Raw genomic sequence first — 12,815 nt, forward strand, 5'->3', positions numbered from 1 at the left:
CTGAGGACCGAAGGAGGGGGACATGACGGCACTCGGCATCGGCATCGGCTGGCGTCCCGAGATCGCGGAAGCGGTGGAGGGGCTGTCCGGCGTCGACTGGGTGGAGGTCGTCGCGGAGAACATCTGCGCCGGCCATCTGCCCGACTCACTGACCCGGCTGCGGCAGCGCGGCGTCACGGTCGTCCCGCACGGGGTCTCGCTCGGGCTCGGCGGCGCCGACCGCCCCGACCCGGCGCGCCTCGCGGCGCTCGGCGAGAAGGCCCTGGCGCTGGGGGCGCCGCTGGTCACGGAGCACATCGCGTTCGTACGGGCCGGGGGGTCGCTCACCGCGACCCCGCAGCTCGAAGCCGGCCATCTGCTGCCGGTGCCCCGGACGCGCGACGCACTCGACGTGCTCTGCGAGAACGTGCGGATCGCGCAGGACGCGCTGCCCGTGCCGCTCGCCCTGGAGAACATCGCGGCCCTCATCGCCTGGCCGGGCGAGGAGATGACGGAGGGGCGGTTCCTGGCGGAGCTGGTGGAGCGTACGGGGGTACGGCTCCTGATCGACGTCGCCAATCTGCACACCAACCACGTCAACCGGGGCGAGGACCCGGCGCGGGCGCTCGCCGAACTGCCGGTGGAGGCCGTCGCGTACGTCCACGTGGCGGGCGGCGTGGAACGGGACGGCGTCTGGCACGACACCCACGCGCACCCGGTACCGGAGGCGGTACTCGACGTACTGGCGGACCTGGCCGGCCGGGTGTCCCCGCCGGGGGTCCTCCTGGAACGGGACGACGACTTCCCTCCGGCGGAAGAGCTGGCGGGCGAACTGGAAGCGATCAGGACCACCGTGGGCATACGTTCCGCGAGGGCGACGGGGGTCCCCCCGGACGAAGTCTGGGGGAGGGTGAGCACAGCCCACGCACACGGGACGCGTTCCCCGCTACCCGTACCCCGACGATCCCCTCTCCTCATCGGCGCAGGCGCCCGCGCCTCGGGCGGCCCGATGCCGGGCGCCACCCCCGCCGTGGAGGAACTGCCGCAGCCCGCCCCGCGAGAAGCCGCGCGCCAGCGCGTCGCCGTGGCCCAGGCCGCCCTCCTCTCCGCGCTCGTCGCCGGCACCCCCGCTCCCGAGGGCTTCGACACCCGGCGGCTCGGCGTCCAGAGCCGGGCCCTCGCCGCCAAGCGGGCCGGGGTCGTCGCGAAGGTCGCGCCGGAGCTGCCGGAGATCCTCGGCAAGGGCTTCCGGCCCGCGTTCCTCGCGTACGCCAGGAGCCGCCCCATGTCCGGCGGCTACCGCCGTGACGCGCTCGACTTCGCCGAGCACCTGCTGCTCGCCGACCGCCCGGAGGACCCGGCGGCGCGGCGGCAGCTCACGGAGTGGTGGCAGGACCGTTCCGGCAGCCGCCCGCCCGGCCGCGCGACCCGGCTGGTACGGGCCGCCCGTCACGCCCTCGTACGGAGATGACCATGAACCTTCTGATCGTGCTCGTCCACCTCGCGGCGGCCACCGGCATCGCCCTCGTCGTCACCCGGCTCGTCCGCACCCGCGGTGGTCCCGGCGGGCCGGTCCACGACCGGTACGAGGTCGCGTTCCTCAACGGCGGCCCGGCCAGGGTCGTCGACACCGCCCTCGCCGGGCTCCACGCGGACGGCAGGCTCGCGGTCGGCGGCCCCGGCATCGTCGCGATCGTCCGTCCCACCGCGCACGACCCGGTGGAGCGGGTCGTGCTCCAGGAGCACGCCGCCGCCCCGCACGGGGCCCTGCACCACCTGCGGCTGGGGGTGATGCGGCACCCGGCGGTCCAGGAGATCGGCGGCGGTCTCGCGGCGCGCGGTCTTGTGGTGGACCCCGCGACGCGGCGGACCACCGCCCGCTGGTGCGGCATCCTCACTCTGGTGGCCTTCGCGCTCCTGCCGCTCTCGGTCCTCCTCACGGTGGTCGACTTCGCCGGCGACCCGTCGGAGTTCCGGCTGCCGTTCGTCTTCAAGGTGGCGCCGGTGCTGTTCGCCACCGTGATCACCGGCGCCGTCTGCGGCTCGATCGCCGGGAAGCAGGTCACCCCGGCCGGCCGCCGCGCGGTCCTCGCGTACGGGCGGGCATACGGTCATATCGGGGACGTCGGCCATCTCGTGGCCCTGTACGGACTGCGGGCCCTGCCGGACCCGGTGCTCCGGGAGCAGCTCGTCGCCGCCGCCCGGTTCTACGCGCCGCCGCGCCGGAACCAGCGCGGCCGGCGGCCTTCGCCGAGCCACTTCTCCTCCTCCGACGCGGCCGTCCTCGGGGTGGCGACGGAGTGGTGCGCGACCAACAGCTCCTGCGGAGGCGGCGGCGGAAGCTCCTGCTCGGGCGGCGGCTCGTCCTGCTCGGCCGGGTCCGGCTCCGTCGGCTCCTGCTCGGGCGGCGGTTCGAGTTGCGGGAGTTCCGGGGGCGGTTCGAGCTGCGGAAGCTCCAGCTCGTGTTCGAGTTCCAGCTCCAGTTCGTGTTCCAGCTCCAGTTCGTGTTCCAGCTCCAGCAGCAGCTGAGCGGTGCCGGCGGAGCGGCTGTTCGAGTGGCGGGGCGACCCGTCCTCCCGATAGAACCGGGTGATGATCTGGGTTCCGCTCCTCCTGGTGGCGTTCGTGGTGGCCGGTGTCGGCTGTACACGGATCTGCCGTGCCTCGCTCGCCGTCGCGCGCCCCCACGAGGCTTCCGGCGGTTCCGGTGAACTCACCGTCGGCGAGGCGGCCTACCTCGCGGGCGGGCCGCTGCGGGTCACCGATCTGACCCTGGTGTCACTGCACCGGAAGCGGCGGCTGCTGCTCGCCCACACCGGCTGGGCGACGGTCCTGGACGCCACCGGCCACGGGGGCGAGACGGACGCGCTGGAGCGGGCCGTGTTCGGGGCCATCGGGCCCGCCGGGCGGTCACCGATCCCCGCCGTGCGTCCGGTGGTGGCCGCCGCCGACGCCGTACGCTCCCTCGCGGACGGGCTCGTCGACCGGGGGCTCGCCGTGTCCGAGGCGGGCCGCCGGGAGGTCGCCGCCGCGCTGCGGGCGGTGCGGGCCGGTCTCCTGCTGAGCCTGGCGCTGGGGACGGCGTCGGCACTGCTCGTACCGGCCGGCGAACGGGGCCCGGTGCTCGCCGGGTTCGCACTGCCGCTGGCCGGTTCGGGGCTCTGTCTGCTGATCGGCCTGACCGAGGTGTACCCGCACACCCGCTGGGCCTCCCCCGCCGGTCAGCGGCTGCTCGCGGGCCTCTCGCCCGTCGATCCGCTGACGGCCCTCGCGACGCGCGGACCCGCCGTCCTGGAGCCGGAGCTGCGGGCCGCCCTGCTGGGCGGGGAGTCAGGGAGACGGTCCCGGAAATGACGCCGGTGCGGCGCGCGAGACCGCGCGCCGCACCCGGTGCCGGACCCGGTGTCGCTGGAGCGGCGGGCGGTTTCCGCCTGCCGTCTGATCTTCCGGGTCGAGGGGTGGCACCCGGCCGGGAGCCGGGCCGCCACCAGGTTTCTTACGGCCGTCAGGCCAGGGCCGCCACCAGTTCGGCGACGCTCTTGCGGCGGCCGGTGTAGAACGGGACCTCTTCGCGGACGTGCATCCGGGCCTCGGAGGCGCGCAGGTGGCGCATGAGGTCGACGATGCGGTGCAGTTCGTCGGCCTCGAAGGCGAGGATCCACTCGTAGTCGCCGAGCGAGAAGGAGGCGACCGTGTTGGCACGCACGTCCGGGTAGCCACGGGCCATCTTGCCGTGGTCGGCGAGCATCCGGCGGCGGTCCTCGTCCGGCAGCAGGTACCAGTCGTAGGAGCGCACGAAGGGGTAGACCGAGACGTAGTCGCGCGCGTTCTCGTCGGCCAGGAAGGCCGGGATGTGCGACTTGTTGAACTCGGCGGGGCGGTGCAGTGCCATGTTCGACCAGACCGGCTCCAGGGCGCGGCCCAGCTTGGTGCGGCGGAAGAGGTTGTACGCCTCCTGGAGCTCGTCGCTCGTCTCGGCGTGCCACCAGATCATGACATCGGCGTCGGCCCGCAGACCGGAGAGGTCGTACGTGCCACGGATGGTGATGTCCTTGGCCGCGAGCTGGTCGAACAGCTCCTGGACCTCGTCGGCGTAACCGCCGCGGTCCTCGGGGAGAACGTCGCGCAGCTTGAAGACGGACCACAGGGTGTAGCGGATGACCTCGTTGAGGTCCTTCGCCTTCTTACCGGCGTTCGGGATCTTTTCGGGCGCACTCATACGCCTATTCTCGCCCGTCACAGGGAGTGCCCCGCACCGGGGTCGGTCCTTTTCGACGTGGCGATGATCTCGTCCCCGGACTTCGCCCCGAACTCCCGGAGGATCTCGTCGGCGGCGCGGTGGGCCGAGGCGATGCAGGCGGGGATCCCGACGCCGTCGTACGCGGCTCCCGCGACCCGCAGTCCGGGCAGCGCGGCGACCGCCTCGCGGACCCGGGCGACCCGGGCGAGGTGGCCGACCGGGTACTGCGGCAGGCCGTCGAGCCAGCGGGTGACCGTGGTGGCGACGGGCCGGGCGGCGAGCCCGGTGGCGGCGGCCAGGTCCTTGAGGGAGGTGGCGACCAGGTCGGCGTCCTCGCGGTGGACCTGCGCCTCCTCGCCGTGGCGGCCCACGGAGGTGCGGAGCACGAACAGGTCGGGGGCGCTTTCGGTGACCCACCGCCACTTCCGCGAGGAGAACGTGGAGGCCTTGATCGTGTGGCCGTCGACGGGTGGAACGAGGAACCCCGAGCCAGGCAGGGCGGGGAGGCCCGTGCCGGGCAGGTCCGGCATGTCGGAGCGGCGGAAGGCGAGGGTGACCAGGGCCATGGAGGCGTACGCGACGGCGTCGAGTTCGGCGGACGCGGCGGGCGCGTGCTCGGCGAGCAGCGCGGCGGCGGGCCCGGCGGGGGTGGCGAGGACGACACCGTCGGCGGTGAGGACGCGGTCGCCGCTGACGACCTGCCAGCCGCCGTCCGGGGTGCGGCGCAGCGCGGTCACGGGGGCGTTGGTGAGGATCTCGCCGCCGGCCGCCCGGATGGCGTCCGCGACGGCGCCGGGCAGGGTGCCGACGCCGCCGTCGATGCCGAGGAAGACGGAGCCGCCGAGGCCGGTGGCGGCGCCCGCCGCGTCGGTGGGGGCGGTCGCGCCGGCCTGCTGCACGGCGCGGACGGCGGCGGTGAGCGTGGGGTGGGAGCGGGCGGCCTCGAAGAGGGCGGGGACGGCGGCGCGCATCGAGATGCGGTAGGCGTCACCGGCGTACACCCCGCCGAGGAGGGGTTCCACGAGCCGGTCGACGACCTCGTGGCCCATGCGGGCGGCGACGTACGCGCCGATGGCGATGTCCTCGCCGATCTCGGTCGGGGGCAGCTCGCGGTCCTCCCTGATGCGGCGCAGGCCCTCCTCGGAGAGCAGGCCCTCGACGGCGCGGGCGTCGCCGGGGACCCCCATGACGTGCCCCTTGGGCATGGGGACGAGCGCGCCCCGGGACCAGACGGACGCGGTGGTGGTGGCGGGGGGCTGGAGACGGTCGCCGAGGCCGACGGTCCTGGCGAGCTCCACGGCCTCGGGGCGGCGGGCGAGCAGCGACTCCGCGCCGAGGTCGACGGGCGCGCCCGCGATCTCCCCGGCGAGCAGTTTGCCGCCGAGCCGGTCCCCCGCTTCGAGGAGGGTCACCTTGTGGCCGGCGACGGCCAGCCGGTGGGCGGCGGCGAGGCCGGCGATTCCGCCCCCGGCGACGACGACATGGGATCCCGTGGTGTCCGCGTTCATGGGACCACTCTCTCAAATCGCCCACGGGCTCCCGCCCGGAGGTCACCGCGACCGCCCGCGCCTGTTCCGAGGCCGGACCGTGACCGCATCGCTACCGCCGGAGGGCAACCCCTCGGGTGGGGTCGTACGTCAAACCGGCGACACCAACGACCCCTGGGGGGACTCGATGCGGAACTCACGGACGACGGCAAGAACACGGGTGGCGGCCGGTGCCGCCCTGCTCACCGCCACGCTGGCCCTCACCGGCTGCGGCGCCGGCGGCACCCAGGCGGGCGAGGCCGGCAAGCGGGACCTGAGCGCGGCGCGGCCCGCCGACGGCTCCGGGGCCGGGGCGGCGGAGGGCGCGACCGACGGCGCTCCGGGAGCGGCGGCGAAGGCCCCGCCGAAGGCCGCGCAGAGCCATGTCATCCGTACCGCCTCGCTGTCCGTGGAGGTCGGCGACGTGACGAAGGCGCTGGCCACGGCCCGTACGGTGACGGCGGGCGCGGGCGGGCACGTCGAGAACGAGACGACGGAGCGGGGCGACGAGGGGTACGTCACCTCCCGCGTCGTGCTGCGTGTGCCGCAGGAGCGGTACGACTCCGTCCTCATCGAACTCGCGGGTTCGGGGAAGCTGCTGGCCCGCAAGGCGGACGCGAAGGACGTCACCGGGCAGGTCGTGGACGTCACGAGCCGGATCGCGACCCAGCGGGCGAGCGTCGCACGGGTGCGGGAGCTGATGGACCGGGCGGAGCGGCTGTCCGACGTGGTGACCCTGGAGGGCGAGCTGAGCCGCCGCCAGGCGGACCTGGAGGCGCTGCTCGCCCAGCAGGCCTCGCTGAAGGACCAGACCTCGCTGGCGACGATCACCCTGGATCTCACGGAGAAGCGGAAGGAGCCGAAGGCCGCCACGCCGAAGGACGACCGCCCCGGCTTCCTCGACGCCCTCGGCGGCGGCTGGGACTCGCTGGTGGGCGCGGTGACCTGGGTCGTGATCGTCCTCGCGGCGCTGGCCCCGTGGCTCGCGGTCGCCCTGATCGCCTTCGTCCTGTGGCGCCGGGTGATCCGCCCCCGCCTCCCCCACAAGGCCGTTGCCGCTCCCGCGCCGCTGCCGGCGCCGCGCCCCGGACAGGCCGGACCGGCGCGGAACGCCGCCGGAGCGGTCACGTCCCCGGCGCCGCCGGAGGCGCCCGGCACCGGCGAGTGAGCCGAAGGGGCGTTCCACCGGCTTCGGCGCCCCGGAGGCGCCCAGGACCCCAGCACCGGCAAGTGAGCCGAAGGGGCGCGCCGGTGGAACGGCCCCGAGCGCGCGGAGCCTCCTGAGGAACGAGGGAGGCGAGCACGGTCGGGGCTGTTCCACCGGCTTTGGCGCCCCGGAGGCGAACGAGCCCCGAAACAGGGGGTGCCCCACCGGCTTCGGCGCCCCGGAGGCTGTGGAGACCCAAAATAGGGGCATGAGCGAACGACTGGTGGTCATCGGTGGCGACGCGGCGGGGATGTCCGCCGCGTCGCAGGCGCGCAGGCTCAAGGGGCCCGGGGAGCTGGAGATCGTCGCCTTCGAGCGCGGCCACTTCTCCTCGTACTCGGCCTGCGGCATCCCGTACTGGGTCGGCGGCGACGTCGCCACGCGCGGCGAGCTGATCGCCCGCTCCCCCGAGGAGCACCGGGCCCGCGACATCGACCTGCGGATGCGGACGGAGGTCACGGCGATCGACGTGCCCGGCCGGCGGGTCCTCGCGCGGGACCTGGAGGCGGGGACGGAGTCGTGGACCGGCTTCGACAAGCTCGTGATCGCCACCGGGGCCCGGCCCCGCCGTCCCGCGCTGCCGGGCATCGACGCGCCCGGGGTGCACGGGGTGCAGACCCTGGACGACGGGCAGGCGCTGCTCGACTCCCTCGCGGGTACGCCTGGGCGGCGGGCGGTCGTGGTCGGCGCGGGGTACATCGGGGTGGAGATGGCGGAGGCGCTGCTCAACCGGGGGTACGAGGTGACGGTCCTGACCCGGGGCGAGCAGCCGATGGCGACCCTGGACCCGGACATGGGCCGGCTGGTGCACCGGGCGATGGACGGGCTCGGGATCACGACGGTCGCGTCGGCGGAGGTCACGAAGATCCTGACCGGCGCGGACGGGAGGGTCCGGGCGGTGGCGACGGACGCGGCCGAGTACCCGGCGGACGTGGTCGTCCTCGGCATGGGCGTGGTGCCGGAGACCTCGCTCGCGCGGGCGGCCGGCCTGCCCGTCGGCACGTCCGGCGGGCTGCTCACGGATCTCGCGATGCGGGTGCGGGGCCACGAGAACATCTGGGCGGGCGGTGACTGCGTGGAGGTGCTCGACCTGGTCTCGAACCGGGATCGGCACGTGCCGCTGGGGACCCACGCGAACAAGCACGGCCAGGTCATCGGGGCCAATGTCGGCGGCGACTACGCGACCTTCCCGGGTGTGGTGGGGACGGCGGTGTCGAAGGTCTGCTACCTGGAGATCGCCCGGACCGGCCTGCGGGAGAAGGACGCCCGCGAGGTGGGGTTGCGGTACGTGACGGTGACGGTGGAGTCGACGAGCCGGGCGGGCTACTACCCGGGGGCCGCGCCGATGACGGTGAAGATGCTGGCGGAGCGGCGTACGGGACGGCTGCTCGGGGTGCAGATCGTGGGCCGGGAGGGTGCCGCGAAGCGGGTGGACATCGCGGCCGTGGCGCTGACCGCCGGGATGTCGGTGGAGGCGATGACGGCCCTGGACCTGGGGTACGCGCCGCCGTTCTCGCCGGTGTGGGACCCGGTGCTGATCGCGGCGCGCAAGGCGACGGCGGCGGTCCGGGCGGCGGGCTGACACGGCGACGCCTCCGCCCGGTGGGGCGGAGGCGTCGGCCGGAGCGGATGACCGTCAGACGGCCGTGCGGGTGTGCACGTACTCGACGAGACGGGACAGGGCGTCCGGGTCCATCGAGGGCATGACGCCGTGGCCCAGGTTGAAGACGTGACCCTCCAGGTCCTTCGCGGCGGCCAGCACCTCGTCCGTCTTGGCCTCGACGACCTCGGTCGGGGCGAACAGCACGGCCGGGTCCAGGTTGCCCTGGAGCGCCTTGCCGGGGCCGACGCGGCGGGCGGCCTCGTCGAGCGGGACGCGCCAGTCGACGCCGACGACGTCCGCGCCGGCCTCGCCCATGAGGCCGAGCAGCTCGCCCGTACCGACACCGAAGTGGATGCGCGGGACGCCGTAGCCGGCGACCGCGTCGAAGACCTTCACGGAGGCCGGCATCACGGAGCGGCGGTAGTCGGCGGGGGCGAGGGCGCCGACCCAGGAGTCGAAGAGCTGGACGGCGGAGGCGCCGGCCTCGATCTGGACCTTGAGGAAGGCCGAGGTGATCCCGGCGAGGCGGTCGAGCAGGTCGGCCCAGAGCTGCGGGTCGCCGTACATCATCGCCTTGGTGCGCTCGTGGCTGCGCGACGGGCCGCCCTCGACGAGGTAGCTCGCGAGGGTGAAGGGCGCGCCGGCGAAGCCGATGAGCGGGGTGTCGCCCAGCTCCTCGGTGAGCATCCCGATGGCCTCGGTGACGTAGTGGACGTCCTCGGGGGTCAGGTCGCGCAGCCGGTCGAGGTCGGCGCGGGTGCGGATCGGGTCGGCGACGACCGGGCCGACGCCGGGCTTGATGTCGAGGTCGAGTCCGATGGCCTTGAGCGGGACGACGATGTCGCTGAAGTAGATGGCGGCGTCGACCTTGTGGCGGCGGACGGGCTGGAGGGTGATCTCCTTGACCAGCTCGGGCCGCATGCACGATTCGAGCATGGGGATGCCCTCGCGCACCTTGAGGTATTCGGGGAGGGAACGCCCGGCCTGTCGCATGAACCAGACAGGGGTGTGGGGCACGGGCTCTCGCCGGCACGCCTTGAGGAACGCGGAGTCGTACGTCCGCGACTGCTGCTTCGTCTGCTGGCCCTGCGGGCTGTCCATGGCACTCACGCCCAGAATCTTCGCATGTGGCGGGAAGCCGCTCGTCCGGGCCGGGTGTCCCTCCCTGCGCGGAGGCCCCGTTCCGCCTACTCTTCCCCGCATGGCTGCGGCTCAGGGACATTTTTCCGATCATTCCGACGGCGATCGAGGGACGGACGAAACGGCGGACAGTACGGAGACGAACCCGGTGCCACCCGCGTTCCGGCGCGCGGTGGAGGCCTTGCGTTCGGCAAGGCTGCGGCCCGAGATGGAGATCGATCCGACGAGGCCGCCGCAGCGCCTCGCCCCGTACGCGTACGCGGTGGAGGCGGCCGTCGTGGACGGCGAGGAGGATCTGGCGGACGGCCGGCTGGTGCTGCTGCACGATCCGGACGGCCATGAGGCCTGGAAAGGAACGTTCCGGCTGGTGACCCTGGTCCGGGCGGAGCTGGAGCCTGAGATGGCGGCGGACCCGCTGCTGCCCGAGGTGTGCTGGTCCTGGCTGACCGGGGCGCTGGAGGCCCGGGGACTGGCGTACGGGGAGGCGAGCGGGACCGTGACGATGGCGGGCTCGCACTATTTCGGCGGTCTCGCGGACCGCCGGCCGGCCACGCAGATCGAGATCCGGGCGTCCTGGACGCCGCGCGAGGGTTTGGGCGGGGTGCCGGACACGGGGGCGCATCTGGCGGCCTGGTGCGATCTGCTCTGTCAGATCGCGGGGCTGCCGCCGGCACCGGCCGAACCGGGGACGGCGGGGACGGTATCGGGCGCGGGGGTCGTCTCGTTGCCCCAGCGACGGGGTCCGCAGCAGACCTGAGGGACGAGATCAAGCCACTCTTCGGAGTGTCCGAACGGCGGCCCCGACGCTCCTCTCAGGGGTGGCGGCGCGGGGGCCGCTCGTAGGATGATCGATCGCGCGTCCGAATTGCCCTAATTGTTACTCACTAAATCGTGATCTTTCCCTAAAGGCAGGCGGCCCACCTGCCGAAGGAGTCAATGACCCCTTCACAGCACGGGTTCGCCCCCGGCTTCTTCCCCGAGCCGGCTCCGTCCCGCATCCTTCCCCCCAGGAGGCCTGGTGTCCGTTCTCCTCGAGCAGCCCGCAAGCCTGGTCGCCTACCGCCCGAACAAGCCGACGGCCATGGTCGTCGTGGCCGACCCGCGCGTCCGCTCCACCGTGACCCGCCACCTGTGGGCCCTCGGAGTACGCGACGTGATCGAGGCTTCTTCCATCGCGGAGGCACGTCCCCGCGTCGGCAACCCGCGCGACATCTGCGTTGCCGACGTCCACCTGCCCGACGGCAGCGGCCTCACGCTGCTGTCCGAGACCCGTGCCGCGGGCTGGCCCAACGGCCTCGCCCTCTCGGCCGCCGACGACATCGGCGCCGTGCGCAACGCCCTCGCGGGCGGCGTGAAGGGCTATGTCGTCACCGGTACGCGCACCAACATCGGTCACCCCACCCGGCCCGGCGCCGCCCCCATCGGCGCCGCGGCCGCACGGCTCGGCCACCGCCGCCCCCCGGGTGCCCCGAGCCACCCGGGCGGCTACCGCGAGCTCTCCGGCCGTGAGGTCGAGGTGCTCCGGCTCGTCGCGGAGGGCCAGTCGAACAAGGCGATCGGCGTCTCCATGGGCCTCTCTGCCCTCACCGTGAAGAGCCACCTCGCCCGCATCGCCCGCAAGCTGGGCACCGGCGACCGCGCCGGCATGGTCGCGGTGGCCCTGCGGACCGGGATCATCCACTGACGGCAGCCGAAAGGAAGCCCGCGCCTGTCGACGGAACGTTCCGTCGACAGGCGCTTGCCGTTCACCGATACCCTTGACGGGTGACCGACGCCCAAGAGACCGCAGCAGACACAGCACTGCGCACCACCGGGGGCGGCCCCCCGGACGACGATGTCCCTGCGAATGGGCTTCCGATCCCGTTGCTGGAGCCCCGCGAGGGGATTCCGCCCGTCGTCGAGACCGAGGAAGCCCTCGCCGAGGTGATCGCCGCCTTCGCCGCGGGCCACGGCCCCGTCGCCGTGGACGCCGAGCGCGCCTCCGGCTACCGCTACGGGCAGCGCGCCTACCTCGTGCAACTCCGCCGGGAAGGCGCGGGCACCGCGCTCATCGACCCGGTCGGCTGCCCCGACCTCTCCGGCCTCGGCGACGCGCTCGCCGGGACCGAGTGGATCCTGCACGCCGCGACCCAGGACCTCCCGTGCCTGCGCGACATAGGCATGCTCCCGACCTCGCTGTTCGACACCGAGCTGGCCGGCCGGCTCGCGGGCTTCCCGCGCGTCGGCCTCGGCGCGATGGTCGAGTCCGTCCTCGGCTACGCCCTGGAGAAGGGCCACTCCGCGGTGGACTGGTCCACCCGCCCGCTGCCCGAGCCCTGGCTGCGGTACGCGGCCCTCGACGTCGAACTCCTCGTCGACCTGCGTGACGCGCTGGAGAAGGAACTCGACCGCCAGGGCAAGCTGGACTGGGCCCACCAGGAGTTCGACGCCATCGCCTCAGCCCCGCCGGCCCCGCCGCGCAAGGACCCGTGGCGGCGCACCTCCGGGATGCACAAGGTGCGGCGCCGTCGCCAGATGGCGGTCGTACGGGAGCTCTGGACGGCCCGTGACAAGGTCGCCCAGCGGCGGGACGTCTCCCCCGGCAAGGTGCTGAGCGACGCGGCGATCGTGGAGGCGGCCCTGGCCGTGCCCGTGAACCTGGCCGCGCTCACCGCCCTGCCCGGGTTCGGGCACCGGATGGGCCGGCGCCAGCTGGAGCAGTGGCAGGCGGCGGTGGACCGCGCCAGGGCCCTGCCCGAGAGCGAACTGCCGCAGCCGGGCACGCAGGTGGCGGGCCCGCCGCCGCCGCGCGCCTGGGCGGACAAGGACCCGGTCGCGGCGGCCCGCCTCTCGGCGGCGCGCACGGCGGTGTCGGCGCTCGCGGAGGAGCTGAACCTGCCGCAGGAGAACCTGATCACCCCGGACACCGTGCGCCGGGTCTGCTGGGAGCCGCCGGCCCAGGCCGGCCCGGAGAGCGTGGCGGCGGCCCTCGCGGGCCACGGCGCGCGCCCCTGGCAGGTGGAGCTGGTGACCCCGCTCCTGGTGAAGGCGCTGGCGGAGACGGCGTAGCACCGCCTCCGGCGCCTCGACCGAAAGGCCCCCGGCACTCCCGCCGGGGGCCTTCGCGCACCCCGCCGCGGA

11 protein-coding genes are annotated in these 12,815 nt (G+C 74.2%); 8 read left to right on the forward strand and 3 right to left on the reverse strand.

Going from position 1 to position 12,815, the window contains the following annotated elements:
• Positions 1-22: 22 nt before the first annotated feature.
• The 3 genes from ABT154_RS12265 (at position 23) to ABT154_RS12275 (ending at position 3,333) form a co-directional block, all read left to right on the forward strand.
• Positions 23-1,450, forward strand: a complete 1,428-nt coding sequence (locus tag ABT154_RS12265) for an MbnB/TglH/ChrH family RiPP precursor modification enzyme (protein ID WP_351856218.1) — start codon at positions 23-25, stop codon at positions 1,448-1,450.
• A gap of 2 nt (positions 1,451-1,452) precedes the next feature.
• Positions 1,453-2,508 carry a TIGR04222 domain-containing membrane protein gene (locus tag ABT154_RS12270; protein ID WP_351856220.1) on the forward strand — a complete coding sequence of 352 codons (1,056 nt, stop codon included), beginning with the start codon at positions 1,453-1,455 and terminating at the stop codon, positions 2,506-2,508.
• A 63-nt stretch (positions 2,509-2,571) separates the two neighbouring features.
• Entirely contained in the window at positions 2,572-3,333 is a 762-nt protein-coding gene (locus ABT154_RS12275; protein ID WP_351856222.1) for a TIGR04222 domain-containing membrane protein, read from the forward strand.
• Between the two features lie 151 nt (positions 3,334-3,484).
• Here ABT154_RS12275 and hemQ read toward each other — a convergent pair whose 3' ends face one another.
• Entirely contained in the window at positions 3,485-4,198 is a 714-nt protein-coding gene (gene hemQ, locus ABT154_RS12280; RefSeq protein ID WP_317877557.1) for a hydrogen peroxide-dependent heme synthase, read from the reverse strand.
• A 17-nt stretch (positions 4,199-4,215) separates the two neighbouring features.
• Positions 4,216-5,727 carry a protoporphyrinogen oxidase gene (hemG, locus tag ABT154_RS12285; protein ID WP_351856224.1) on the reverse strand — a complete coding sequence of 504 codons (1,512 nt, stop codon included), beginning with the start codon at positions 5,725-5,727 and terminating at the stop codon, positions 4,216-4,218.
• Between the two features lie 166 nt (positions 5,728-5,893).
• Between hemG and ABT154_RS12290 the strand changes: the two genes are divergently transcribed.
• Positions 5,894-6,913 carry a DUF4349 domain-containing protein gene (locus tag ABT154_RS12290; protein WP_351856226.1) on the forward strand — a complete coding sequence of 340 codons (1,020 nt, stop codon included), beginning with the start codon at positions 5,894-5,896 and terminating at the stop codon, positions 6,911-6,913.
• A 247-nt stretch (positions 6,914-7,160) separates the two neighbouring features.
• The gene (locus ABT154_RS12295; protein WP_351856228.1) at positions 7,161-8,534 is read left to right on the forward strand and encodes an FAD-dependent oxidoreductase; all 1,374 of its coding nucleotides are present in this window, start codon (positions 7,161-7,163) and stop codon (positions 8,532-8,534) included.
• A gap of 54 nt (positions 8,535-8,588) precedes the next feature.
• Here the strand turns inward: ABT154_RS12295 and hemE are convergent, their stop codons facing one another.
• Positions 8,589-9,665 carry a uroporphyrinogen decarboxylase gene (gene hemE / locus ABT154_RS12300; RefSeq protein ID WP_502969490.1) on the reverse strand — a complete coding sequence of 359 codons (1,077 nt, stop codon included), beginning with the start codon at positions 9,663-9,665 and terminating at the stop codon, positions 8,589-8,591.
• A 91-nt stretch (positions 9,666-9,756) separates the two neighbouring features.
• Between hemE and ABT154_RS12305 the strand changes: the two genes are divergently transcribed.
• The 3 genes from ABT154_RS12305 to ABT154_RS12315 all read left to right on the forward strand — a co-directional run bounded on the left by ABT154_RS12305 (position 9,757) and on the right by ABT154_RS12315 (position 12,743).
• Complete coding sequence (locus tag ABT154_RS12305) at positions 9,757-10,452, forward strand: DUF3000 domain-containing protein (protein WP_351856230.1); 696 nt, start codon at positions 9,757-9,759, stop codon at positions 10,450-10,452.
• Between the two features lie 261 nt (positions 10,453-10,713).
• Entirely contained in the window at positions 10,714-11,379 is a 666-nt protein-coding gene (locus tag ABT154_RS12310; protein ID WP_015037008.1) for a response regulator transcription factor, read from the forward strand.
• An 80-nt stretch (positions 11,380-11,459) separates the two neighbouring features.
• Positions 11,460-12,743, forward strand: a complete 1,284-nt coding sequence (locus ABT154_RS12315; protein ID WP_351856232.1) for a ribonuclease D — start codon at positions 11,460-11,462, stop codon at positions 12,741-12,743.
• Positions 12,744-12,815: the final 72 nt, after the last annotated feature.

The organism is Streptomyces sp. NPDC001728, assembly GCF_040297565.1.
Lineage (GTDB): Bacteria > Actinomycetota > Actinomycetes > Streptomycetales > Streptomycetaceae > Streptomyces.